Below are 24,059 nucleotides of genomic sequence, written 5' to 3'. Positions count from 1 at the left end.
TCGCGCTGGCCGGGCGTCGTCCCGGTGGCCTCCGGCCAGTCGAGCACGGCGAGTTCGGCCCGGCGCGGCGCGGCCCCCGTGCCCGTACCGGGGCCGTCCGCCGTCTGCTCGGCGAGCCGGCGCAGGCAGGCCCAGCGGGCGTGGGCGTAGAGCCAGGGGCGCAGCAGCCGGGGGTCGCGGGGGCGGCGTCCGTGCTGCCGCTCGGCGAGGGCCAGCGCCTCGCCGAGGACCGCGGTGGCGGCGTCGTGGTCGTGGAGGACGGACAGGCAGTAGGTGAACAGGCCGTCCAGATGGGGCTCGTAGGGGGCGCGGGCCGCGGGGCGTTCGGGATCCGGTGGGCGCCGGGCGTGCGCGCCGGGCGTGCGGGGGTGTTCGGGGAGGTCCGGGCGGGCGGACGGGTCGGGCCGTCCGGGGCGCGGGGTCCGTTTACCGCGCAGGAACCGGTGGAGGGTGGTGTGCCTGGGATGTTCGGGCCTGCTCGTCATCCGGCGACGGTAGGGGGGTGCAGCAGACCCGCCGCCCCCCTGCGGCCACTTTTAACCCTTACGGGTGACCTTCTCCCTCGAAATGGGGACGGGATTCCGCTGTTCCGCCACGCGGGCGGCCCATATCCCGTAGTCGTACCGTCCCCGGCGCCGGGAGACGGGCGCCCGCGTCCGGTGCCCGGACCGCGTTGTCGTACCCCGCCGCTACGGTGGCTCCATGGCAACCCGTAAATCGCCGGCCAAGGAGCGCCCCTCCTACCGCTGCACCGAGTGCGGCTGGACCACCGTGAAGTGGCTCGGCCGCTGCCCCGAGTGCCAGGCGTGGGGCACGGTCGAGGAGTACGGAGGCGCACCGGCGGTGCGGACGACGGCACCGGGCCGGGTCACCACCGCCGCGCTCCCCATCGGCCAGGTCGACGGCCGCCGGGCCACCGCGCGCTCCACCGGCGTCCCGGAGCTGGACCGTGTGCTGGGCGGCGGTCTGGTGCCCGGCGCGGTCGTCCTGCTCGCCGGCGAGCCGGGCGTCGGAAAGTCGACGCTCCTCCTGGACGTCGCCGCCAAGGCCGCCTCCGGGGAGCACCGCACGCTCTATGTGACGGGCGAGGAGTCCGCGGGCCAGGTGCGGCTGCGCGCCGACCGCATCGGCGCGCTCGACGAGCACCTCTACCTCGCCGCCGAGACCGACCTCTCCGCCGTCCTCGGCCACCTCGACTCGGTCAAGCCGTCCCTGCTGGTCCTGGACTCCGTCCAGACCGTCGCCTCCCCGGAGATCGACGGGGCGCCCGGCGGCATGGCGCAGGTCCGCGAGGTCGCGGGCGCGCTGATCCGCGCCTCCAAGGAGCGCGGGATGTCGACGCTGCTGGTCGGCCATGTGACGAAGGACGGCGCCATCGCGGGCCCCCGCCTGCTGGAGCATCTCGTCGACGTCGTGCTGCACTTCGAGGGCGACCGGCACGCGCGGCTGCGGCTGGTGCGCGGCGTCAAGAACCGCTACGGCGCCACCGACGAGGTCGGCTGCTTCGAGCTGCACGACGAGGGCATCACCGGTCTCGCCGACCCCTCGGGCCTCTTCCTCACCCGCCGTGCGGAACCGGTGCCCGGTACGTGCCTGACCGTCACCCTGGAGGGCCGCCGCCCCCTGGTCGCCGAGGTGCAGGCGCTCACCGTCGACTCCCAGATCCCCTCCCCGCGCCGTACGACGTCCGGCCTGGAGACCTCCCGCGTCTCGATGATGCTCGCGGTGCTGGAGCAGCGCGGCCGGATCAGCGCCCTGGGCAAGCGCGACATCTACAGCGCCACGGTCGGCGGGGTGCGGCTGACCGAACCGGCCGCCGACCTCGCGGTGGCGCTGGCGCTGGCCAGCGCGGCGAGCGACTCCCCGCTGCCGAAGAACCTCGTCGCCATCGGCGAGGTGGGGCTCGCCGGTGAGGTCCGGCGGGTCACGGGCGTGCAGCGGCGTCTCGCCGAGGCCGCCCGGCTCGGCTTCACCCACGCCCTCGTCCCCGGTGACGTGGGCCGGATACCGGACGGCATGCGGGTCCTGGAGGTCGCCGACGTCGGCGAGGCGCTGCGTGTCCTCCCCAAACGGCCGCGGCGGCAGGCCCCGCAGGAAGAGGAGCCACGCCGGTAGACTCTGCCCCGGTCCTGCCCGTCGCCGCAGATGTGCCACCGGCACACGTACCTCCCGCCGGTACTCACCGCAGCGTGGGCCGGGCGGCCCGCGGACCGACAGACCGTGCGACGGAGGAGTGCAGTGGCAGCCAACGACCGGACGTCGTCCCCCGGAAGGTCCGGCGGTAGCTCCGGCAACGACGGTCTGATGCGCGCCTCGCTGAGCGCGGTCGCCCCGGGGACGGCCCTGCGCGACGGCCTGGAGCGGATTCTGCGCGGCAACACCGGCGGCCTGATCGTCCTCGGCTTCGACAAGACCGTCGAGTCGATGTGCACCGGTGGTTTCGTCCTCGACGTCGAGTTCACCGCGACCCGGCTGCGCGAACTGTGCAAGCTGGACGGCGCGCTGGTGCTCGACAAGGACATCAGCAAGATCCTGCGGGCCGGTGTGCAGCTGGTCCCGGACGCCTCCATCCCCACCGAGGAGACCGGCACCCGCCACCGCACCGCGCAGCGCGTCTCCATCCAGGCGGGCTTCCCGGTCGTCTCGGTCAGCCAGTCGATGCGGCTGATCGCCCTGTACGTCAACGGCGAGCGCCGGGTCCTGGAGGAGTCCGCCGCGATCCTCTCCCGCGCCAACCAGGCACTGGCCACCCTGGAGCGCTACAAGCTCCGCCTGGACGAGGTCGCCGGCACCCTCTCCGCGCTGGAGATCGAGGACCTGGTCACCGTCCGGGACGTGTCGGCGGTCGCGCAGCGGCTGGAGATGGTCCGCCGGATCGCCACCGAGATCGCGGAGTACGTCGTCGAGCTGGGCACCGACGGCCGGCTGCTGACCCTCCAGCTCGACGAGCTGATCGCGGGCGTGGAGCCCGAGCGCGAACTGGTCGCCCGCGACTACGTCCCCGAGCCGACCGCGAAGCGGGCCCGCACGGTCGCCGAGGCGCTCACCGAACTGGACGCGCTCAGCCACACCGAACTCCTCGAACTGCCCACGGTGGCCCGGGCGCTGGGCTACAGCGGCTCCCCCGAGACGCTGGACTCGGCGGTCTCGCCGCGCGGCTTCCGGCTGCTGGCGAAGGTCCCCCGGCTGCCGGGCGCCATCATCGACCGCCTCGTCGACCACTTCGGCGGCCTCCAGAAGCTGCTCGCCGCGAGCGTCGACGATCTCCAGGCCGTGGACGGCGTCGGCGAGGCCCGCGCCCGCTCGGTCCGCGAGGGGCTGTCCCGGCTGGCGGAGTCGTCGATTCTGGAGCGGTACGTCTAGACCTGCGGCGAAAGCGGCTCCGGGCCGTGACGGTGGCAGGGCGCGGCCCCGGGGCCCCGGCCTGACCCCCGTAGGAACGCCGCCTCCTTCTCCGGTGCGAGGCCGACCGGCAGGTCCGGGCGCCGGGGTGCCCGGCCGCCGCTCGCGCGCAGCCACTCCCAGGTGTCGGCCACCGTCTCGGCGGCGGGGCGGCAGTGCAGCCCGGTGGCCAGGGCCCGGCTCACATCGCCCTGGTGCAGGGTGTCGTGGAGTTCGCCCGGGGGCACCCAGATCGGCAGTTCGGTCCAGGGCGCGATCCCGGCGGCCGTGACCTCCTCCGGCGCGGCCCAGCGCAGTACGGCGTCCGAGCCGGTCACCCGCGCACAGTGCTCCAGCAGTTCGCCCATGGTGGTGTGCCCGGGGGCGCTCACCAGGTTGTACGCGCCGCCGTCGACGTCGTCGCGTACCGCGTCCAGGGCCCAGCGGGCGAGGTCGCGGGCGTCGATGTACTGCAACGGCAGGTCGCGGGGGCCGGGCGCGAGGACAGGGCCGCCGCGGGCGATGCGATGCAGCCACCAGGGAAGGCGGCCGACGTTCTCGTACGGGCCGAGGACCAGCCCGGCGCGCAGCAGCAGGGCGCGGTCCCCGAACGCGTCGGAGGCGGCCAGCTCGGCGCCGCGTTTGGCGCGGGCGTAGGTGTCCGGTGCGGTGAGGTCGGGCGCCTCGGTGACGTCGGGCGACGCCTCGACCACCGGGCCGTTCTCGTCGAGTCCGGCGGGGGCCGGGAAGGTGTACACGGACCGGCTGGAGACGTAGACGTATCTGCCGGCGCGGCCGCGCAGCAGCCGTGCCGCGTCCCGGACGGCCGCCGGGGCGCCGCTCCAGGTGTCGACGACGGCGTCCCACGCGCCGTCCGCGAGGGCCGCGAGCCCGTCCGTTGCGGTGCGGTCGCCGAGCAGTACCGACGCCCCCGGCGGCGGCGCGTGGCGGCCGCGGTGGAACACCGTCACCTCCGCCCCGCGCGCCAGCGCCTCCACCGCGACCGCGCGGCCCACGAACTCCGTACCACCCAGGATCAGAAGTCTCATGAGGCGACGGTGCCCGGCGGCCGGGGCCGGGACACCGTCCCACGCTCTGGGCGGAATCGCGGACAGCGGAAGGAACGGAACGCCCGGCTCCGCCGAGGTCTCCGGGCGCTCAGTCCTTGGCCAGTTCGAACGAGGTGCGGGCCGTGGACAGCCCCGGCACCTTCACCTCGACCTGGTACGTACCGGTGGGGACGGTGGCGGCGCTCGGGGTGGCGCAGTGCGCGGCGCTGGCGCGGCGGTTCCACTCGACGGTGCGCTTGACGGTGCCGTGCGCCGGGATCTTCACCAGGGCGCTGCCGGCGGCCGTGGGGCAGTCGTCGGAGGCCCACACCGGCTCGTCGCCCGCGTGGTCGGTGATGGTGAGGACCGCGGCCCTGGCGCCGAGGTCCACCTTGCAGTCGTCGCCGGCGGAGTTCTCCACCGCCAGCTCGAACTTCGGCTTCTCGTCGGGGCCGTAGGACTTCTTGGTGCTGCGCAGCGTCAACTCCGCGTCGTCACGGGCGCAGTTCGGGAGCGAGGAGCCGGAGGGGACGGTGGTGGTGTCCCCGCCCTCGCCGATCGGCCCGCCGCCGGAGCCCTTGCCGCCGGAGCCGGCGCCGGAACCGCCGGAACCGCCCGATCCGGAGCCGCCGCCCGCGCCGTCGTCGGAGTCGTCGTCCGACTCGTCGCGCCCGCCGGGCTTTTGACCGATCGCCGGGCCGGGGGAGGACGGCCCGGGGGTGATGGTCGTCGCGGGGTGCGACGTCTCCTCACTCTTGTTCCCGGCGCTGTTCCTGCCGCCGTTCCCGCCCAGGTTGAGGGCCCACACCACCAGGAGGACGAGCAGGGCGACGATGCCCAGCGCAACAGCCCTCCGCCGCCAGTAGATGGAGGAGGGAAGCGGCCCGATCGGATTGCGCAGAGATCCCACGCTGAAACTCTACGAGAGAACCACGGCGGCCCCGTCCAGTACCCGCCGTACGATGCTGCAACTTTTCCCATGATCAGCCTGGTTCCGGTCGGTGCGGGAGGGATTTCCGGCCGATCACCGTCCCGGTCCGCCCGTTTCCGGCCGCTTTCCGGCCCCGGCGCGCGCGGTCCGTGCCCGCGGAGGCGGGTGTCTCCGGGTGTTCGCGGCGGGACGCGGCACCGCCGGATCGTCTCCCGATCGTCATCCGACTTTCGTCAGACCGCCCCGCTGCCGTTCGCCAGATGCGCAAACGGCCCGGCATTCCGTACCGTCACCCCTTATGAACAGCACCGAGCTCTATCGCGACATCACGGGCTTCGCCCATGACACGCCTTCCTGGGTCCATTCCTTCGCCGACGTCGGTACCGAGGGCGGCATCCTGCTGCTGATGGCCGTGGCCGTGCTGGGGTGGTGGCGGTCACGGCGGGGGACGTCGCGCGGGGTCGCGCTCGCGGTGCTGGTTCCGGTGGGGACCGCCGTCGCCTACCTGTGCAGCGAGATCGTCAAGAGCATGATCACCGAGGAGCGGCCGTGCCGGGCGGTGAAGGGGGCCGTGCCCTCCATAGTCCCGTGCCCGCCGCACGGTGACTGGTCCTTCCCCAGCAACCACTCCACGATCGCCGCCGCGCTGGCCGTCGGCATCTTCATCGCCTGGCGGGCCGCGGCCTGGCTGGCCGTCCCGGTCGCGCTGCTGACCGGCTTCTCCCGCGTCTTCGTCGGCGTCCACTACCCGCACGACGTGGCCGTCGGCCTCGCCTTCGGCGCGGTGCTCTCCGCCCTGACCATCCTGGTGCTCAGCCGGTTCGTGACGGCGCTGGTGGACCGGATGCGCGCCACGGGGACACTGCGGGTGCTGGTGTCGGCCCCGGGCCGGCACGCCCGCGGCGCCGTGAACTGAGCGCCGGCCGCGAGACGCCCGGTGCGGGCGTACGCCCCCCCGCGGGCACCGGCGTACGCCCGGGGCACTGCCCCGCCGCGCTCCGGCGCTCACGCCGGTGCGTCCCCTCTTTCCCACTCCTCCTTGTGCCCGAACCCGCGGCCGTTGTCGATCAGCCGCAGCCAGTCCGGGCGCAGCTCCCACAGCGTGGTCCGCTCCAGGGCCGTCCGCAGCCGGTCGCTCGCCGCGACGAACGGGAACCGCTCGGTGTAGACCCGCCATCCGGCGTCCCGGCCGGTGTCCGGCAGCGGACGGCAGGTGCCGCGCCCCTGGAGCCCGGTCAGCGCGCTCCACTCCTGGCCGTCGCGCTGCGCCGTGAACGCGACGCGCGCGCCGGGCGCGGCGAGCGCTCTCCCGTGCCGGGTCGAGGCCGCGGTGACGAAGTACAGCACGGGTCCCGAGCCGTCCCCCGCCTCCCCGGCGGCGTAGAGCACCGCGCACGCCTGGGGCCCGTCCTCGTCCGCGTACGCCAGGGTCATCGTCGTGTGCGCCGCCAGCGCCGTCCGGATCGTCTCCGGGCAGGCACGGTCCCGCTTCTCCGCCTCGTTCATCCCCGCATCCTCACCCGTCGCGTTCGCTCTCGTTCACCAGGCCCGCCTCGTACGCCACGATCGCCGCCTGGACGCGGTTGCCGACGCCCAGCGCCTCCAGGACGGCGCTGACGTACCCCTTGACGGTGCCCTCGACCAGGCGCAGCCGGCGCGCGATCCCGGCGTTCGGCAGTCCCGCGCCGACCAGCGCCAGGACCTCCCGCTCCCGGTCGGACAGCCGGGCGGTGCGCTCGCGGGCCGCCGCGGCGCGGGCGAGCCGCGCGCCCCCGCCGCCCAGCTCGGTGATCACGTGCCGGGCGACCTTCGGCGAGAGGAAGGCCCCTCCGGCGGCGACCGCCCGCACCCCGGCGATCAGCTCGTACGGGTCCCCGGACTTCAGCAGGAAGCCGGTCGCGCCGCCGCTCAGGGCGCGGGCGACATAGGCGTCCTCCGAGAACGTGGTGAGCATCGCGACGGCCGTGCCCGGGACCGCGACGGCGATCTCCTCGGCCGCGGCCAGCCCGTCCAGGACGGGCATCCGGATGTCCAGCAGCGCGACATCGGGACGGTGGGCCCGCGCCGCCTCGACGGCCGCGCGCCCGTCCCCGGCCTCGGCCACCACCGCGATCCCCGGACCGGCCTCCAGCACGGCCCGCACCCCGGCCCGGATCATCGCCTCGTCGTCGGCGAGGAGGACCCGTATGGGGTCAGGTTCCGGGGGGACGGGTGGGGACGGGGCTGCGTGCGCGGGCGTGGTTGTCCCGGGGGCCGTGTCCGTTGTCGTCACGGGGTTCCTCTCCGTGGTCACGGGGTTCCTCTCCGTCCCTCTTCTCCCGGTCGTCCGGGGTCTCTCACCTGCCGCCTGCTCCGGCACGGTCTTCGGGGCCGGCGGGCCCGGTGGTTCTCCGGGCCCTGGTGATCTTCTCCGTACGTCATGGTGCCGGTGTGCCCTGCCGTGGCGTCCCGGGGGCCGTGACGACGGGCGGTTCCGACGGGGCCTGTGGTTGCTGTTGTCGCGGGGCGCGGTCGGTGATGCCGCTCATGGCCGGGATGCGCAGCTTCGCCGCCAGGCGGCCGTCCCGGAAGCAGAGCGCGAAGTGGTCCACGGCGTGCAGCAGGGTGCCCTCGGAGGGGTAGTACGCGCAGCGCGCGCCGGGCGGATGCGCCGGGGCACGCCCGGTGGACGGCGCGACGCCCTCCCGCTCCGGCAGCAGGGGACGCAACTGCTCGACCGGCGTCCCGACCCGCAGCTCCCGGAACACCTCGGGGGCGAGCACGGTCCGCGCCCTGAGCAGCGTGTAGGAGCCGAGGAAGGCACCGACGGCGAGCACCGCGGCGGCGGTCACGGCGGCCGTCGAGAGCAGCAGCCGGCGCCGGGCGGAGCGCCGGGCGCGGGCGAACTCCGTCAGCGGCCCGGCATCCTCGTACAGCACGGCGGACGGCCGCGGCGCCACGACGCGCGGCAGCTCGGCGCGCACCCGGAAGCCCCCGCCGTACGGCCCCGCCTCCAGCGCCCCACCGGCCAGCCGGACCCGCTCACGCAGCCCGATGAGCCCGCTGCCGCCGGACGCGGTGGTCCCGTCCGCCGGACGGGCGGGCGGCCCGTTGACGACCTCGACGAGCACCCCGTCCCCGCCCCGCTCCACCCGCACCGTCACCTCACTGCCCGGCGCGTGCTTGGCCGCGTTGGTCAGCGCCTCCTGGACGACACGGTGGACGGCCCGCTCGGTGAGATCGGCGAACGGCGGTACGGGCGGGGACTCGGGTGCCTTCTCGCTGACGGTGGAGGGGAGGATGCTTCCGGCGGTGCCGACACCGGCCGACGCGCTGTCCCCGGGAGGCCCGCCATGGGCCACTGCCGGCCCGATGCCGGCCGGAGGAACCCCGTCACCTGCCGCGTCGGCCTCTGCCGCCCCGCCACGGGCCACACCCACTCCGCCACAGACCGCAGAAGCCCCCGCACCGACCCCACCGGCCCCCGCTGCCGCACACCCCCCAGGCACCCCGCCGCGGGCCACAGACACCCCCTCACCGCCCGCCGCCCCTTCGTCGTCACTACCCCCGCCTACCGCGTCGCGCCTCTGCTCCCCCGCCCGTCCCGTCACCATCCGCACCGCCAGCCCCGACAGCGCCGCACGTCGCACCAGTGCCTCGACGTCCTCGCCCTCCGAAGCGGGACCGGTGGCGGGGTCGCGCTCCGTGTCGTCGCGGAGGGCGCCGATGGCGTCGCGCAGTCGGTCGGTCGCCGTGGCGGCGGCCTCCCGCAGTTCGCGGGCGGCCTCGCGATGCGGGCCGGACAGGCCGGGGGCGAGCTGGAGGGCCGCGGCGCGCAGGGCGATCAGGCTCAGTTCGTGGCCGAGCGAGTCGTGCATGTCCTGGGCGATGCGGGCGCGTTCCCGCAGCCGGGCCCGGTCGGCGGTGGCGGCGCGTTCGCGGGTGAGCTGCGCGGCGCGGTGCCAGCCCGCCTCGACCAGGGCGCGGTGCTGGCGCCGGTAGCGGCCGGTCAGCCACGGGAGGACCACGGCGAACAGCAGGGTGCACAACAACACCAGCCACACCAGCACCGGGTCGGGGGCGGTCACGCACGACAGCCCCATCCCGGCCACGGCGATCCCGCAGAACGCCGCGAGCGCCGGCCCCGGCCGGGGCGTGCGCCGGCCCACGAGGTAGGCGAGGACGATCAGTGCGGGCAGCGTGCCCGGCATCAGCAGTCCGGGGCTCGCCGCGAGTCCGCCCGCCGCGACCAGCGACAACGACACCACCGGCCACCGCCGGGACACCGCCACCGCCGCTGCCAGCAGTACCGGGCCGCCCACCACCCACCACCAGAAGAACGCCCGCGCGCCGACCGCCCCGTACAGCACCGGTGGCACGGAGAGCGCCACCCACAGCAGCGCATCGGCCCAGACCCTCGTACGTCTCACCGTCGTGACGCTACAAGCCCGCGCACGCTCCGCTTCCTCCGCCGCCGGGCGCCGGTCGCGCGGGCTCCCGCGCCGGGGGCGCGCGCCGCGCGCGTACCGCCGGTAGCACGCCACCCGTACGTACCCCGCCGTCCCGCGTGCGGGTGGGCGTGCGGTGGTGCGGGCCCGGCGCGTTTCCCGGTGGAGGGCGCTCGTGCCAGGATCGGCGGTGCCATGACTTCCACGCCTGCCACCGCCGCCCCCGCCGCCCCCGCCACCGTCCCCGCCGCCGCGTCGGCCGCGGGGGCCTGTGACGGGACCTCTCTGCACGGTCCCGTCACCGACTGGTTCGACGAGCACGCCCGCGATCTGCCCTGGCGCCGCCCGGAGGCGGGCGCCTGGGGGGTGATGGTGAGCGAGTTCATGCTCCAGCAGACGCCGGTCAGCCGGGTGCTGCCGGTGTACGAGCAGTGGCTGGCCCGCTGGCCGCGCCCCGCCGACCTGGCCGCCGAGGCGCCCGGCGAGGCGGTCCGCGCCTGGGGCCGGCTCGGCTACCCCCGGCGCGCGCTGCGCCTGCACGCCGCCGCCTCGGCGATAAAGGAGCGGCACGGCGGTGACGTACCGCGCGAGCACGCCCAGCTGCTGGCGCTGCCCGGTGTCGGCGAGTACACCGCGGCGGCCGTGGCCTCGTTCGCGTACGGGCAGCGGCACGCGGTGCTGGACACCAATGTGCGCCGGGTCTTCGCCCGCGCGGTCTCCGGCCGCCAGTACCCGCCGAACGCGACGACCGCGGCGGAGCGCAAACTCGCCCGCGCCCTGCTCCCGCAGGACGAGACGGTCGCCTCGAAATGGGCGGCGGCGACGATGGAGCTGGGCGCGCTGGTGTGCACGGCGCGCAGCCCGGAGTGCGTGCGCTGCCCGATCGCCTCGCTGTGCGCCTGGCGCCTGGCGGGTTCCCCGGCGCACGACGGTCCCGCGCGCCGCACCCAGACGTACGCCGGTACGGACCGTCAGGTGCGCGGCAAGCTGCTGGCGGTGCTGCGCGAGGCGGTGGCGCCGGTGCCGCAGGCGGCGCTGGACGCGGTGTGGGACGAGCCGGTGCAGCGGGCCCGCGCCTTGGACGGCCTCGTCGCCGACGGCCTCGTCGAACCGCTCCCCGGCGGCCGCTACCGACTGCCGCTGACGTAGGACCTGTCGCGAAGGGGCCCCGGGCCTGGCGACCCGGGCCCTGCCGCGAAGCCCCCGTCCGCCCGTGGCCCGCCCGGAACCGCCACCGCCCCGGTCCCTCCCGTCACACACCCGTCACACAAGCCCCACCCCCGGCGCCCCCACCCACCCCGGGCGCCCCCCGTAGCCCTCCCGGCGGGCGCCACCGTCCGTCCCGAGGATGACCGCCCCCTCCCCTCCGTCCGCCCCGGGGAGGACACCCGGCGCGCTGTTACACAACCGACGGATTTCCGTGCCCTCGTTGTGGGCCCCCCGCACATTGCGCCGCAACACCCCCTCCGTAGCGTCCGTCTCGTGCTGGAGATGACCACCGGCACGGACAACGTGGGGAACGTAAGCGATCGGAGGCGTCGGCATGGCGACCAGCGGCGGCAAGGTACTGGACTTCGAGGAGTACGTACGGACGCGGCAGGAGGCGCTGCTGCGCAGTGCCCGGCGTCTGGTGCCGGACCCGGTCGACGCCCAGGACCTGTTGCAGACGGCCCTGGTCCGCACGTACGGCCGCTGGGACGGCATCGCGGACAAGTCGCTGGCCGACGCCTACCTCCGCCGCGTCATGATCAACACCCGCACCGAGTGGTGGCGGGCACGCAAGCTGGAGGAGGTGCCCACCGAGCAGCTCCCGGACGCGAGCGTCGACGACGGCACCGAGCAGCGCGCCGACCGCGCCCTGCTGATGGACATCCTCGGGGTGCTGGCTCCCAAGCAGCGCAGTGTGGTGGTCCTGCGACACTGGGAGCAGATGAGCACGGAGGAGACCGCCGCCGCGCTCGGAATGTCGACCGGTACGGTCAAGAGCACGCTGCACCGGGCCTTGGCGCGCCTGCGCCAGGAGCTTGCCCACCGCGACATCGACGCACGGATGCTGGAGCGCGGGGAGCAGGAGCGGTGCGCCGCCTGAGCCGCGGCGCACGGCGTCCGGCGGCGGGCCCGGCATCGTCCCCGGTGACGGGGCGGACGGGCGGCACCGGCACCACCCACACAACAACATCGGCAACGGCGGGATCGGCGGCTGTGCGAGCGGCGCGGTGAGCGGGAGCGGATTGTCCAGGTACAGGTTGACCATGGGCGGGTTGACCAAAGGCGGCGCGGCCACCGCGGGGGTGGCCGCCGTCGGCCTGTTGCTGGCCGGGTGCACCCCGTCCGGCGAGGGCGTCCGCACCGAAGGGACGGCACACCCCACCCCGGCGCCGAAGGGCGTGGTGAGCGCGTCCCCGTCGCCCAGCTCACTGAAGCAGTACGAGAAGGTGGACGCGGTCGCGCTGCTCAAGCGGGACCCGAAGGTGTCCTCGTACGTGAAGCGCACCCTGGCGAAACCGTGCGCCGCCGCGCAGTACCCCGTCGACGTGACCTACGCAACGCTGACCGGCGGGAAGCACCCGGACGTCGTCGTCAACGTGATGACCTGCGCGGATTCCGTCGGTATCGGTTCCTACGTCTACCGCAGGAACGACAGTGCGGGCGGCAGGTATGACAACGTGTTCACCGACGAGCAGACGACGGTCTACGCCGGGGTCAGCAAGGGTGAGCTGGAGGTCTCCAAGCAGACCTACGGCACCGCGGACAAGGTGTGCTGCCCGTCGGGTGAGGATGTGATGACCTACCGCTGGTCGTCCGGGCGCTTCACCGAGTACGACCGCTACCACACGGATTACAGCAAGACCACCGCCGACGACCCCGGGTCGCGGGACGGTAACGGATCGGAGGGTTGAGAGCGAGCATGGCCGACACCCATGTGCTCTTCGTCGAGGACGACGACGTCATCCGCGAGGCCACCCAGCTCGCCCTGGAGCGCGACGGTTTCGTGGTCACCGCGATGCCGGACGGCCTCGCGGGCCTGGAGGCGTTCCGCGCCAACCGTCCCGACATCGCGCTGCTGGACGTGATGGTGCCGGGGCTGGACGGCGTCAGCCTGTGCCGCCGTATCCGTGACGAGTCCACGGTCCCGGTGATCATGCTGTCGGCGCGGGCGGACTCGATCGATGTGGTGCTCGGCCTGGAGGCCGGCGCGGACGACTACGTCACCAAGCCGTTCGACGGTGCCGTCCTGGTCGCCCGCATCCGTGCCGTGCTGCGCCGTTTCGGGCACGCCAGCGGCAACTCGGCCGGCGGCCGCGGGCCGGCCGGGGCGGAGGAGGCCACCGAGGCGATATTGCGCTTCGGTGACCTGGAGGTCGACACCGAGGGCATGGAGGTCCGCAAGAGCGGTCTGCCCGTCGCGCTGACCCCCACCGAGATGCGTCTGCTGCTGGAGTTCTCCGACGCCCCCGGCACCGTCCTCTCCCGGGACCGGCTGCTGGAGCGGGTGTGGGACTACGGCTGGGGCGGTGACACCCGCGTCGTCGACGTCCACGTCCAGCGGCTGCGCGGCAAGATCGGCCAGGACCGCATCGAGACGGTGCGCGGCTTCGGTTACAAGCTGAGAGGCTGACGGCCGCGGTGGTCTCGCTGGCCCTGCGGACGGGTCTGAGATGGAAGCTCAGCGCCGCGATCGCGCTCGTCGGGGCGCTGGTCGCCGTGGCGCTGAGCCTTGTCGTGCACAACGCCGCCCGGATGTCGATGCTCGACAACAGCCGGGACGTGCAGAGCGAACGGCTCAACAACACCCAGAAGTTCTACGAGTCCACCGGACGCCTCCCGGTCGGCGCGAAGTTCGACGACCCGGCGCTGCCGCCGCCGCTGCGCGCCGCGGTCCTCAAGAACAAGCGCGCCACCTACATCCAGGACTCCTCGCAGCCAGCGCCCGAGGTGTGGGCCGCGTCCCCGGCGGGCAACGGGCGGGTGCTGTCCGTGCACGCCCGCTTCCCCGACCGCTTCTCCGTCCTGGAGGACCTCGACAAGGCGCTGGTCGTCGGCTCGGCCGCGGTGGTCCTCGGCGGCTGCGCGCTGGGGGTGCTGGTCGGCGGGCGGCTGTCGAAGCGGCTGCGCAAGGCGGCCGCCGCGGTCGGCAAGCTCGCCGACGGCGACACCTCCGTCCGCATCCGGGACGAGGTCGGCGGCCGGGTGCGCGACGAGACCGACGATCTGGCCTGGGCGGTCGACGCCATGTCCGACGCGCTCCAGAAGCGCATCGAGGCGGAACGCCGGGTCACCGCGGACATCGCCCATGAGCTGCGCACTCCGGTCACCGGGCTGGTGACCGCCGCCGAGCTGCTGCCGCCGGGCCGCCCCTCCGAGCTGGTCCGCGACCGGGCGCAGGCGCTGCGTACCCTCGTCGAGGACGTGCTGGAGGTGGCCCGGCTCGACGGGCACGCCGAGCGCGCCGAACTCCAGGACGTCGCCCTCGGCGAGTTCGTCACCCGCCGTGTGCGCTCCCTCAACGGGGACGTCACGGTCGAGGTGGTCCGGGACGCCGAGGTCACCACCGATCCGCGCCGTCTGGAGCGCATCCTCGGCAATCTGATCGCCAATGCGGCGCGGCACGGCAGGCCGCCGATCGAGGTGAGCGTCGAGGGCCGGGTGGTGCGGGTGCGCGACCACGGGCCGGGCTTCCCCGAGGCGCTGCTGCGCGAGGGGCCCAGCCGCTTCCGCACCGGCAGCAGCGACCGGGCCGGCCGCGGCCACGGCCTGGGCCTGACCATCGCCGCCGGTCAGGCGCGTGTCCTCGGCGCCCGGCTGACGTTCCGCAACGCCGACGAGCTGACCGACGGGTCGACCGGCGCGGTCTCCGTGCTGTGGCTCCCGGAGAACGCGCCGACCGCCACCGGCAGCTTCCCCGTCATCCAGCTCCCGGATCGCTGAGCCACCGAAGACGGGCGGCCCCGGTACGCGGGTGTCGCGCGCCGGGGCCGCCCGTACGGGGTGGGGGTCAGACGGTCTCCGCCACCGCCGCCCGGTCCGCGGGGGCGTCCGCGCCGTCGGCGGGCTTGGCCGGGCCGCCGCGCAGCGGCACCTCCTTGAGGAACCAGGCCGCGGCGAAGCTGACGACGCTGATCAGCGCGCCCCACAGGAAGACCTGGTGGGTGCCGTTGCTGACCGCGTGCATATAGGCGTCCTTGACGGCGGGCGGCAGCTGGGCCAGGCCCTTCGGGTCGAGCTGGCCGCTGCCGCCCGCGATCTTCCCGCCGGCGGCGCTGCCGAGACGCTCGGTCATGGTGTTCTGCACATGCTGAGTGAAGATCGCGCCGAGGATCGCGACGCCGAAGGAGCCGCCGATCGTCCGGAACAGAGTGGCGGACGAGGAGCCGACGCCCATGTCCTTCATCTCGACGCTGTTCTGCGCTATCAGCATCGTGGTCTGCATCAGGAAACCCATACCGGCACCGAGGACGGCCATGTAGACGCCGGAGGTGAAACGGGTGGTGCCGGTGTCCATCAGGGACAGCAGCGCCAGCCCCGCGGTGATCAGCGCGGCGCCGCCGACGACGAAGACCTTGTACTTGCCGGTCGTGGTGGTGACCCGGCCCGCGAACAGCGAGACGACCATCATCGACAGCAGCATCGGCAGCAGCAGCAGACCGGAGTTGGTGGCCGAGGCGCCCTGCACGGTCTGCTGGAACAGCGGCAGGAAGGTCATCGACCCGAACATCACGAAGCCGACCAGGAAGCCGATGAGGGTGACGAGGGAGAAGTTGTTGTTGCGGAAGATGTGCAGCGGCAGCACCGGCTCGCTGACCTTGGTCTCCACGAGGACGAAGATCCCCAGCGCGACGACGCCGAGCACGGCGAGGCCGATGATCTGCGGCGACAGCCAGTCGTAGGTGGTACCGCCCCAGGTGGTGATCAGGACCAGCGCGGTGATGCCGACGGTGAGCAGAACGGCACCGCCGTAGTCGATCCGGCCCTCGGCGCGCTTCTTGGGCAGATGCAGCACCGCGGTGACCATGACCAGCGCGATCGCGCCGAGCGGCAGGTTGATGTAGAAGCTCCAGCGCCAGCCGAGGTGGTCGGTGATGGCGCCGCCGACCAGCGGACCGCCGATCATCGCGACGGCCATGACACCGGCCATCATGCCCTGGTACTTGCCCCGCTCCCGGGGCGGGACGAGATCACCGATGATCGCCATGACGCCGACCATCAGACCGCCGGCGCCCAGGCCCTGAACGGCGCGGAAGCCGATGAGCTGCCCCATGTCCTGCGCCATCCCGGACAGCGCCGAGCCGATCAGGAAGAGGACAATGGACGACAGGAAGATTCCCTTGCGTCCGTACATGTCGCCGAGCTTGCCCCAGATCGGCGTCGAGGCCGCGGTGGCGAGCGTGTACGCGGTGACCACCCAGGACAGGTGCTCCATGCCGCCGAGTTCGCCGACGATCGTCGGCATCGCGGTACCGACGATCATGTTGTCCAACATGGCGAGCAGCATGGCGATCATCAGCGCGAACAGGACCACCCGCACACTCGCGGGTGCCCTGCCTTCGCCCGGCGCTTGTTGTTGCTCGTCCCCCGTCGGGGTCGCTTTCTGCGACATCCCCATCACTCCTACTTACTTGCCGCCCGGCTAGTTCGATACCGTGCAGAAGGTAGGCCGTCAATAGCCGGGCGTCAAGTAAGTTATTGGGCTGCCCTCCAGGACCGACACGCAGGAGAAGCACCGTGAGCACACCGCAGGCGCGCAGGAGCAACACCCGCCAGCGCATCCAGGACGTCGCTCTGGAGTTGTTCTCCGAACGCGGATACGAAAAGACCTCGCTACGCGAGATCGCCGAGCGCCTTGAGGTCACCAAGGCGGCCCTCTACTACCACTTCAAGACCAAAGAGGACATCATCATCAGTCTCTTCGAGGACCTGGTGCAGCCCATCGACGAGCTGATCGCCTGGGCCGAGGAGCAGCCGCGCACCCTGGAGACCAAGTCCGAGGTCATCCGCCGTTACAGCGAATCACTCCGCGAGGCGGAACCGCTCTTCCGCTTCATGCAGGAGAACCAGGCCACGATGCGGGACCTCAGCATCGGCGACACCTTCAAGCAGCGGATGTTCTCCCTCATCGCGCTGCTGCGGGAACCGGACGCGGAACTCGTCGACCAGGTGCGCTGCATCACCGCGCTCTTCTCGATGCACGCCGGGATGTTCGTGCTGCAGAACATTGAGGGCGACCCCGAGGACAAGCGCGAGGCCGTCCTCAGGGTCGCCACTGAACTGGTCACGGCGGCCAACCCGCCGAACCGCCGGCCAGCCCGGCCGGATTCAACTCAGACGGCAGCGCCGTGAGCCCGCAGGAATCCGGTGGGCTCGATGCCCGACCCGTAGTTGGGGCCGGTACGGACCTCGAAGTGCAGGTGGGGACCGGTGGAGTTACCGGTGCTGCCGGACAGGCCGATCTGCTGGCCGGTCGCCACGGACTGGCCGACACGGACCTGGATCTGTGACAGGTGCGCGTACTGGGTGTACTTGCCGTTGGCGTGCTTGACCACGATGGCGTTGCCGTACGCCGGGCCGTCACCGCCGCCGTTCGGGCCGGCCTTGACGACGACGCCCTGGTGGGCGGCGTACACCGCGGTACCGGTCGGCACGACGAAGTCCTGACCGCTGTGGTTGTGCGCCCAGTGGGTGCCGGCCAGACCGAAGGTCGAGCCCAGCGTGTACGTCGCGACGGGCTTGACCCAGGAGTCGGCGGCACTGGCCTTCGCGGCCTGGGCCTTCACCTGCGGGGCGGCGGAGGCGGGAGCAGCGGCCGCGTGGGCGGCACCGGCACCGAACGCCAGGGCGGCGCCGAGACCGGCGGCGACAACGGCGGCACGGGTGCGCAGAGCGGACTTCTTGGAATGACGGTCAGCGGAAAACGTCGACATGCGGGTAATTCCTCCGAATAGCTTGACTCCCCGGCTGCGGACCGGGATCGCCATTCCTTGGTAACCCGCCTCCGGCATTCCGCCAAGACCCCTTCCTACTACCGCGCGCCGTACCCCGCCGCACGGAATTCCCTCCCGTACGGCCGCCCGGACGGCGGCGCCCCGCTCGCCGGGACGGCCCCTCCGCGCCGCCGGGCGCCAACCGCCACACCCCACACAACCTGCGTTTTTGCCGCTGGACCCGCACCCGTCCCGGCCCCTCCCCGACCGCCCCCACACCGGGTGCGCCCCGGGCTCCGCTCCCCCGCGCGCCTTTTCCCCTAACGTTCCTAGTAGGGCCTCATTCGGCTGTGCTACACGTCACCGAATAACGGGACCGCCCCCCTCGGATTGCTTTCTCCGGCCCTCTGGATTTGTGACCGCGCTTACATGAATCGCTGTGACGCGGATTACGGAAAAGGGGAATTCGTGGCCCGGCGGGCGCCCGATCACCGCCGGGGAACGCGGGACCGCGTGCCCGCGCCACGCCCCGCGGGCATGCGGACGGCCGCCCCCGCCGAGGGGACGGCCGTGAACGCGCCGCCGCCCCGGACCGTGGAGAACGGTCCGGGGCGGCGGGCAGGGGCCTCAGCGGCCCTGTGGAGCGGTGTTACGCGTCCTTGCTGAGGTTCGGGCCCGAACCTCCGGTCGCGGACTCGATCGGCGGGGCGTCCGGCAGGGCGGCCTTCTCCTCACCGCGGAAGGTGAACTTGGCGGCCTCGCCCTCGCCCTCGACGTCCACGACCACGATGTGGCCGGGGCGCAGCTCGTTGAAGAGGATCTTCTCCGAGAGGGTGTCCTCGATCTCGCGCTGGATCGTGCGGCGCAGCGGACGGGCGCCGAGCACCGGGTCGTACCCGCGCTTGGCCAGCAGCGTCTTGGCCTCGCCACTGAGCTCGATGCCCATGTCGCGGTCCTTCAGCCGCTCGTCCACCTTGGCGATCATCAGGTCGACGATCTGGATGATGTCGTCCTGCGACAGCTGGTGGAAGACCACCGTGTCGTCGACACGGTTGAGGAACTCGGGCCGGAAGTGCTGCTTGAGCTCCTCGTTGACCTTGGCCTTCATCCGCTCGTAGCCGGTCTTGACGTCGCCCTGGGCGGCGAAGCCCAGGTTGAAGCCCTTGGAGATGTCCCGGGTGCCGAGGTTGGTCGTCATGATGATGACGGTGTTCTTGAAGTCCACGACCCGGCCCTGGGAGTCGGTCAGACGACCGTCCTCCAGGATCTGGAGCAGCGAGTTGAAGATGTCCGGGTGGGCCTTCTCGACCTCGTCGAAGAGCACGACGGAGAACGGCTTGCGACGCACCTTCTCGGTGAGCTGGCCGCCCTCCTCGTAGCCGACGTAGCCGGGGGGCGAGCCGAACAGCCGGGAGACGGTGTGCTTCTCGCTGAACTCCGACATGTCGAGGGAGATCAGCGCGTCCTCGTCGCCGAAGAGGAACTCGGCGAGCGTCTTCGACAGCTCGGTCTTACCGACACCGGACGGGCCGGCGAAGATGAACGAGCCACCGGGGCGCTTGGGGTCCTTGAGGCCCGCGCGGGTGCGGCGGATGGCCTGGGAGAGCGCCTTGATGGCGTCCTTCTGGCCGATGACGCGCTTGTGGAGCTCGTCCTCCATGCGCAGCAGCCGCGAGGACTCCTCCTCGGTGAGCTTGAAGACCGGGATGCCGGTGGCCGTGGCCAGGACCTCGGCGATCAGGTCCTCGTCGACCTCGGCGACGACGTCCATGTCGCCGGCCTTCCACTCCTTCTCCCGCTTCGCCTTGGCGGTGAGGAGCTGCTTCTCCTTGTCGCGCAGGCCGGCGGCCATCTCGAAGTCCTGCGAGTCGATCGCGGACTCCTTCTCGCGGCGCACGTCGGCGATCTTCTCGTCGAACTCGCGGAGGTCCGGCGGCGCGGTCATCCGGCGGATGCGCATCCGGGAGCCGGCCTCGTCGATCAGGTCGATCGCCTTGTCCGGCAGGAAGCGGTCGGAGATGTAGCGGTCGGCGAGGGTGGCGGCGGCGACCAGGGCGGAGTCCGTGATGGACACCCGGTGGTGCGCCTCGTAGCGGTCCCGCAGGCCCTTGAGGATCTCGATGGTGTGCGGCAGCGACGGCTCGGCGACCTGGATGGGCTGGAAGCGGCGCTCCAGCGCGGCGTCCTTCTCCAGGTGCTTGCGGTACTCGTCGAGCGTGGTGGCACCGATGGTCTGGAGCTCACCGCGGGCCAGCATCGGCTTGAGGATGCTGGCGGCGTCGATCGCGCCCTCGGCGGCGCCCGCGCCCACGAGGGTGTGCAGCTCGTCGATGAACAGGATGATGTCGCCGCGGGTGCGGATCTCCTTGAGGACCTTCTTCAGGCGCTCCTCGAAGTCACCGCGGTAGCGGGAGCCGGCGACCAGGGCACCGAGGTCGAGGGTGTAGAGGTGCTTGTCCTTGAGGGTCTCGGGCACCTCGCCCTTGACGATGGCCTGCGCCAGGCCCTCGACGACGGCGGTCTTGCCGACGCCGGGCTCGCCGATGAGGACCGGGTTGTTCTTCGTGCGGCGGGACAGCACCTGCATGACCCGCTCGATCTCCTTCTCGCGCCCGATGACCGGGTCGAGCTTGGTCTCCCGCGCGGCCTGGGTGAGGTTGCGGCCGAACTGGTCCAGCACGAGCGACGTCGAGGGCGTGCCCTCGGCGGGCCCGCCGGCCGTGGCGGCTTCCTTGCCCTGGTAGCCGGAGAGCAGCTGGATGACCTGCTGCCGCACGCGGTTGAGGTCGGCGCCGAGCTTCACCAGGACCTGGGCGGCGACGCCCTCGCCCTCGCGGATCAGGCCGAGCAGGATGTGCTCGGTGCCGATGTAGTTGTGGCCGAGCTGAAGGGCCTCGCGGAGCGACAGCTCCAGGACCTTCTTGGCACGGGGGGTGAAGGGGATGTGGCCGGACGGGGCCTGCTGGCCCTGACCGATGATCTCCTCGACCTGCTGGCGGACCGCCTCGAGCGAAATCCCGAGGCTCTCCAGGGCCTTAGCGGCGACACCCTCACCCTCGTGGATCAGGCCCAGGAGAATGTGCTCGGTGCCGATGTAGTTGTGGTTGAGCATCCGGGCTTCTTCCTGAGCCAGGACGACAACCCGCCGCGCGCGGTCGGTGAACCTCTCGAACATCGTAAATCGCTCCTCAGAGCGGTCGGGCAAAGGAGGGGGCGGTCCCCTCCCTGTCCTTCCGCATGCTAGTCCCGCGGGGCGGGACAGCTCATTCCAACTGCCGACACCCGTTGGCGCCTCACCCCACTCGTGGAGGGATGTCGTCTGCCCGAAACAGCCGACAACTGCTCCAACCCGATGGTGCGAGACGATGTTCCCGCAGGCCAGGCATATACGCCCGCCACCACTACGCCGATGGCGAACGCCGTCCCTTCCGGCGCGCCCGCCCGTCGTCCGCGGTCATGCCGGACGAAGCGCGTTGTGCGCCGTCACACCGTCTTTTCCCTCACCGGAAGTCCTACCCGCCGCCACTGACAGTCCATGCGGCGCGGGCCTTGCGGCTCCGCTACGGGCGAACAACCCCACCCCGCCGAAGGCTTCCGTGCGCCCCTTGCGCGGCGACCGTCCGTACGAGGAGGCCGACCCAGCGTAACTTCGCCCGTTGCCGGAAGTTGCACCGGGCATGTGCCCCGCGCCGCCGCGCCCCCGTCCCCCTCTCGCCGCCGTCCGGCGGTGGTACGAGGAGGAGCTGGGCTGGCCGACCACCGGGGCGGAGCCGCTGGAGCTGCTCACCGGGGTGTGCTTCGACGTCCTGGAGATGCCCGCCGACGCGGGGCGGGCGGTGCTGCGGCGGCTGCCGCGTACCGGTCCCGTCGCGCTGCTGGACGGCGGGCGGGCACGGGCCGGAGAGGTCCCGGCCGCGGGCGGCGGGAATCCCCCGGGCGTTCGGCCGAAAATGCTCATGCTGGTGGCGGTCGGCGGCGCCGAGGAGCTTCCCGGAATCCTGGAATGGCTGGAGTGGGGCACGCTCACGCCGGAACTCACGGCGCGCGGCGCCGGCGAACGGATGCCCGCACCGTCATTCCCGTCCGCCGGGCCACCGGCCGCCGGAGACGGCTCGCGGGAGGCCGCGGGGTGGGTGCGGCCTCCCGAACCGGGGTACGACGCCGGTCGCTGCCTGCCCTCCACGGGGGCGGGGGCAGGTTTCGGGGACAGGGGTGGTGTCCCCGGCCTCGTACGGATCGTGGGCACGGCGGCGACGGAATGCCACCGGGCCCGGTTGTTGCGTGCTGGTAATGACCAAACCGATCGCGCCGACGGCGGTCAGCCGTTGGCCTTCTCGTATGCCTCGCGAATGTCGGCGGGGACACGGCCGCGGTCATTGACGTTGTAGCCGTTCTCCTTCGCCCAGGCGCGCACCTTCGCGGTGTCCGGGCTGCCGCCGGAAGCCGCGCGGGACTTGCCGCGGCCGGAAGAAGCGCGGCCACCGGTGCGACGGCCGGCCTTCACGAAGTCCGCGAGCGATTCGCGCAGCTTCTCTGCGTTGGCGGTGGTGAGGTCGATCTCGTAGGACTTGCCGTCGAGAGAGAACGTCACGGTCTCGTCGGCCTCGCCGCCGTCGAGGTCGTCGACAAGAAGAACCTGAACCTTCTGTGCCACCGGGTTTCCCTTTCATCGAATGCGGATTACGACGGAAAGCAAACCGCTTTTCCCGGAAAAACACAAACCCCTGGGTAGGGTTCACTTGGCCGGGGAGCGGGGAACCCTTCGCCCCTCAGGCACGGGATAGCGGCGCGATTCGGACATAGAACACTGATCACAGGTGCAGAAGCATGCGGGTGTTGCCCAGGGTGTTGGGCTTCACTCGTTCGAGACCGAGGAACTCGGCAACGCCCTCGTCATAGGAGCGCAGGAGCTCACTGTAGACATCACCGTCCACTGGCGTCTCACCGATCTCGACGAAGCCGTGCTTGGCGAAGAAGTCCACCTCGAACGTGAGACAGAAAATACGTCGCACCCCGAGCCAGCTCGCGGTACGCACGAGCTTGTCGAGCACCTGATGGCCGACGCCCGTGCCCCTCATCCGCGGGTCCACGGCCAGCGTGCGGACCTCGGCGAGGTCCTCCCACATGACGTGCAGGGCACCGCACCCGACCACCTCGGCGTCCTCGTCGCGCTCGGCGACCCAGAACTCCTGGATGTCCTCGTAAAGCGTGACGGTGGCTTTGTCGAGCAGGATGCCGTCACGGGAGTAGGAGTCGATGAGCCGGCGGACGGCGGACACATCGCTGGTCCTGGCGCGGCGGACGGTGAGTCCTTTTGAATGCGGAGGCATGCACGGACGCTATCGCCCGTCCGTCTCCCCGTCCCCTTCGGGTTCGCCGCCTTCCCGGGAGGCGCCGGGGGACTCCTGTTCGGAAGGCGCGGAGTCTTCCCCCGGATCTGCCTCTTCCGGTGGTTGTGCTTCTTCCCCGGGAGCGTCCGGATCACCGGTCCGTTCATCGATCCGGAGCATGCGTACGGCGTCCTGGAGGGCTTGTCGCTGTTCCGGCGACATCATGCCGAAGAAGGCGACGAGAGCGGCTGCCGCGTTGTCACTGGCGGACCACGCTTCGTTCATCAGTGCGGCCGCATAGGCGGCACGAGTGGAGACCGCCTCATATCGATAGGCGCGTCCTTCGGCTTCCCTGCGGACCCACCCCTTCTGATGGAGGTTGTCCAATACGGTCATCACCGTCGTGTAGGCGATCGACCGTTCCTTCTGCAGATCTTCCAGGACTTCTCGAACAGTGACCGGGCGGTTCCACTCCCAGACCCGCGTCATCACCGCGTCTTCCAGCTCACCCAGGGGTCTTGGCACACAAGAACAATAGTGGGGAGATGTCGCGAATGCCGGGTTATCGCGATGCGTTTACCGGTCTAAAACGGTGTACGGCCCGGGATATGCGTTCCCGGGCCGTACACCGGGCGCGGACCACCGCGCCGGGGAAGGTCGTCAGGCGCCGTGCGCCGTGGGCTCCTGCTTGCCCTCCGCACGGGCGAGGGCGGCATCGACGGCCGCGTCCTCCTTGGCCTTGTTCGACCCGCCCTGACTCTTGACGATCGTGACGATCAGCGCGGTGAACGCCACGGCCATCACAGCGGGCGGAAGGAGCGCGGCGACGTACTGCATGGCGAGGGCCTCCTCTGGGCGTGAGGTCTCCAGGGTACGCAGCGCTCAGGCACTGCGGGTCTCGGGGGGCGGCGCGGGCTTGCGCCGGGGCGGGAACACCTCGCCCGGGGTGGGCACCGGCCGGTCCCGGCGCGGTTCCTTGGGCCCGGGCCTCTGGGCGGGGCGGGGCGCGGGCCGGGGCGTCT

At 72.3% G+C, this 24,059-nt stretch carries 22 protein-coding genes and 1 pseudogene; 10 read left to right on the top strand and 13 right to left on the bottom strand.

Annotated features, from left to right (window positions below; translation table 11 throughout):
- A pseudogene (locus AC51EU_RS10635) lies at positions 1 to 485 on the bottom strand (sigma-70 family RNA polymerase sigma factor); the annotation flags it as partial.
- Between the two features lie 217 nt (positions 486 to 702).
- Here AC51EU_RS10635 and radA point away from each other — a divergent pair.
- Complete coding sequence (gene radA, locus AC51EU_RS10630; RefSeq protein ID WP_496266524.1) at positions 703 to 2,115, top strand: DNA repair protein RadA; 1,413 nt, start codon at positions 703 to 705, stop codon at positions 2,113 to 2,115.
- Between the two features lie 123 nt (positions 2,116 to 2,238).
- On the top strand, positions 2,239 to 3,363 hold the full coding sequence (gene disA, locus AC51EU_RS10625) for a DNA integrity scanning diadenylate cyclase DisA (protein WP_496266523.1): 1,125 nt from the start codon (positions 2,239 to 2,241) through the stop codon (positions 3,361 to 3,363).
- Here the strand turns inward: disA and AC51EU_RS10620 are convergent.
- Together AC51EU_RS10620 and AC51EU_RS10615 are read right to left on the bottom strand one after the other, a co-directional pair.
- Positions 3,360 to 4,430 carry an NAD-dependent epimerase/dehydratase family protein gene (locus AC51EU_RS10620; protein ID WP_496266522.1) on the bottom strand — a complete coding sequence of 357 codons (1,071 nt, stop codon included), beginning with the start codon at positions 4,428 to 4,430 and terminating at the stop codon, positions 3,360 to 3,362. The two genes, disA and AC51EU_RS10620, sit on opposite strands and share 4 nt — an antisense overlap.
- Positions 4,431 to 4,539: 109 nt before the next feature.
- Positions 4,540 to 5,340, bottom strand: a complete 801-nt coding sequence (locus AC51EU_RS10615) for a hypothetical protein (RefSeq protein ID WP_496266521.1) — start codon at positions 5,338 to 5,340, stop codon at positions 4,540 to 4,542.
- A 319-nt stretch (positions 5,341 to 5,659) separates the two neighbouring features.
- Here AC51EU_RS10615 and AC51EU_RS10610 point away from each other — a divergent pair, with 319 nt between their 5' ends.
- Positions 5,660 to 6,277, top strand: a complete 618-nt coding sequence (locus AC51EU_RS10610; protein ID WP_496266520.1) for a phosphatase PAP2 family protein — start codon at positions 5,660 to 5,662, stop codon at positions 6,275 to 6,277.
- Between the two features lie 89 nt (positions 6,278 to 6,366).
- Here AC51EU_RS10610 and AC51EU_RS10605 read toward each other — a convergent pair whose 3' ends face one another.
- The 3 genes from AC51EU_RS10605 to AC51EU_RS10595 form a co-directional block, all read right to left on the bottom strand.
- Entirely contained in the window at positions 6,367 to 6,867 is a 501-nt protein-coding gene (locus tag AC51EU_RS10605) for a pyridoxamine 5'-phosphate oxidase family protein (RefSeq protein ID WP_496266519.1), read from the bottom strand.
- Between the two features lie 10 nt (positions 6,868 to 6,877).
- Positions 6,878 to 7,549, bottom strand: a complete 672-nt coding sequence (locus tag AC51EU_RS10600; RefSeq protein WP_496266527.1) for a response regulator — start codon at positions 7,547 to 7,549, stop codon at positions 6,878 to 6,880.
- 229 nt (positions 7,550 to 7,778) lie between these two features.
- The gene (locus tag AC51EU_RS10595; protein ID WP_496266518.1) at positions 7,779 to 9,770 is read right to left on the bottom strand and encodes an ATP-binding protein; all 1,992 of its coding nucleotides are present in this window, start codon (positions 9,768 to 9,770) and stop codon (positions 7,779 to 7,781) included.
- A gap of 213 nt (positions 9,771 to 9,983) precedes the next feature.
- On the opposite strand from AC51EU_RS10595, the gene AC51EU_RS10590 reads away from it, so the two are divergent.
- The 5 genes from AC51EU_RS10590 (at position 9,984) to cseC (ending at position 14,717) form a co-directional block, all read left to right on the top strand.
- Positions 9,984 to 10,937: an HhH-GPD family protein gene (locus AC51EU_RS10590; RefSeq protein ID WP_496266517.1), complete on the top strand. Its 954-nt coding sequence runs from the start codon at positions 9,984 to 9,986 to the stop codon at positions 10,935 to 10,937.
- Positions 10,938 to 11,331: 394 nt separating this feature from the next.
- Positions 11,332 to 11,877, top strand: coding sequence for a SigE family RNA polymerase sigma factor (locus AC51EU_RS10585; RefSeq protein ID WP_496266516.1), 546 nt, complete (start codon positions 11,332 to 11,334; stop codon positions 11,875 to 11,877).
- Positions 11,878 to 12,040: 163 nt separating this feature from the next.
- Positions 12,041 to 12,688, top strand: coding sequence for a hypothetical protein (locus AC51EU_RS10580; protein ID WP_496266515.1), 648 nt, complete (start codon positions 12,041 to 12,043; stop codon positions 12,686 to 12,688).
- 8 nt (positions 12,689 to 12,696) lie between these two features.
- Positions 12,697 to 13,407 carry a two-component system response regulator CseB gene (gene cseB, locus AC51EU_RS10575; protein WP_496266513.1) on the top strand — a complete coding sequence of 237 codons (711 nt, stop codon included), beginning with the start codon at positions 12,697 to 12,699 and terminating at the stop codon, positions 13,405 to 13,407.
- Positions 13,408 to 13,415: 8 nt separating this feature from the next.
- Entirely contained in the window at positions 13,416 to 14,717 is a 1,302-nt protein-coding gene (cseC, locus tag AC51EU_RS10570; RefSeq protein ID WP_496266512.1) for a two-component system sensor histidine kinase CseC, read from the top strand.
- 67 nt (positions 14,718 to 14,784) lie between these two features.
- Here the strand turns inward: cseC and AC51EU_RS10565 are convergent, their stop codons facing one another.
- Complete coding sequence (locus AC51EU_RS10565; RefSeq protein WP_496266511.1) at positions 14,785 to 16,392, bottom strand: MDR family MFS transporter; 1,608 nt, start codon at positions 16,390 to 16,392, stop codon at positions 14,785 to 14,787.
- Between the two features lie 119 nt (positions 16,393 to 16,511).
- On the opposite strand from AC51EU_RS10565, the gene AC51EU_RS10560 reads away from it, so the two are divergent.
- On the top strand, positions 16,512 to 17,126 hold the full coding sequence (locus AC51EU_RS10560) for a TetR/AcrR family transcriptional regulator (RefSeq protein ID WP_496266510.1): 615 nt from the start codon (positions 16,512 to 16,514) through the stop codon (positions 17,124 to 17,126).
- Here AC51EU_RS10560 and AC51EU_RS10555 read toward each other — a convergent pair.
- Together AC51EU_RS10555 and AC51EU_RS10550 are read right to left on the bottom strand one after the other, a co-directional pair.
- A complete protein-coding gene (locus AC51EU_RS10555; RefSeq protein WP_496266509.1) occupies positions 17,108 to 17,707 on the bottom strand; it encodes a M23 family metallopeptidase in 600 nt (199 codons plus the stop codon). The genes AC51EU_RS10560 and AC51EU_RS10555 overlap by 19 nt on opposite strands.
- A gap of 649 nt (positions 17,708 to 18,356) precedes the next feature.
- Entirely contained in the window at positions 18,357 to 20,882 is a 2,526-nt protein-coding gene (locus AC51EU_RS10550) for an ATP-dependent Clp protease ATP-binding subunit (protein ID WP_496266508.1), read from the bottom strand.
- Between the two features lie 502 nt (positions 20,883 to 21,384).
- Between AC51EU_RS10550 and AC51EU_RS10545 the strand changes: the two genes are divergently transcribed.
- The gene (locus AC51EU_RS10545; RefSeq protein ID WP_496266525.1) at positions 21,385 to 22,095 is read left to right on the top strand and encodes an SCO3374 family protein; all 711 of its coding nucleotides are present in this window, start codon (positions 21,385 to 21,387) and stop codon (positions 22,093 to 22,095) included.
- On the opposite strand, the gene AC51EU_RS10540 is transcribed toward AC51EU_RS10545, so the two are convergent.
- From AC51EU_RS10540 to AC51EU_RS10525, 4 genes are all read right to left on the bottom strand, one after another.
- Positions 22,026 to 22,361: a histone-like nucleoid-structuring protein Lsr2 gene (locus AC51EU_RS10540; protein WP_496266507.1), complete on the bottom strand. Its 336-nt coding sequence runs from the start codon at positions 22,359 to 22,361 to the stop codon at positions 22,026 to 22,028. The genes AC51EU_RS10545 and AC51EU_RS10540 overlap by 70 nt on opposite strands.
- 157 nt (positions 22,362 to 22,518) lie before the next feature.
- Complete coding sequence (locus AC51EU_RS10535) at positions 22,519 to 23,037, bottom strand: amino-acid N-acetyltransferase (RefSeq protein ID WP_496266506.1); 519 nt, start codon at positions 23,035 to 23,037, stop codon at positions 22,519 to 22,521.
- Between the two features lie 9 nt (positions 23,038 to 23,046).
- Positions 23,047 to 23,562, bottom strand: a complete 516-nt coding sequence (locus AC51EU_RS10530; RefSeq protein ID WP_496266505.1) for a BlaI/MecI/CopY family transcriptional regulator — start codon at positions 23,560 to 23,562, stop codon at positions 23,047 to 23,049.
- A gap of 135 nt (positions 23,563 to 23,697) precedes the next feature.
- Entirely contained in the window at positions 23,698 to 23,874 is a 177-nt protein-coding gene (locus tag AC51EU_RS10525; RefSeq protein WP_496266504.1) for a hypothetical protein, read from the bottom strand.
- Positions 23,875 to 24,059 lie beyond the last annotated feature (185 nt).

The organism is Candidatus Streptomyces philanthi (assembly GCF_059553635.1).
The sequence above is the reverse complement of the archived record's forward strand: the minus strand, read 5'-3'. Positions and strand labels throughout refer to the sequence as shown.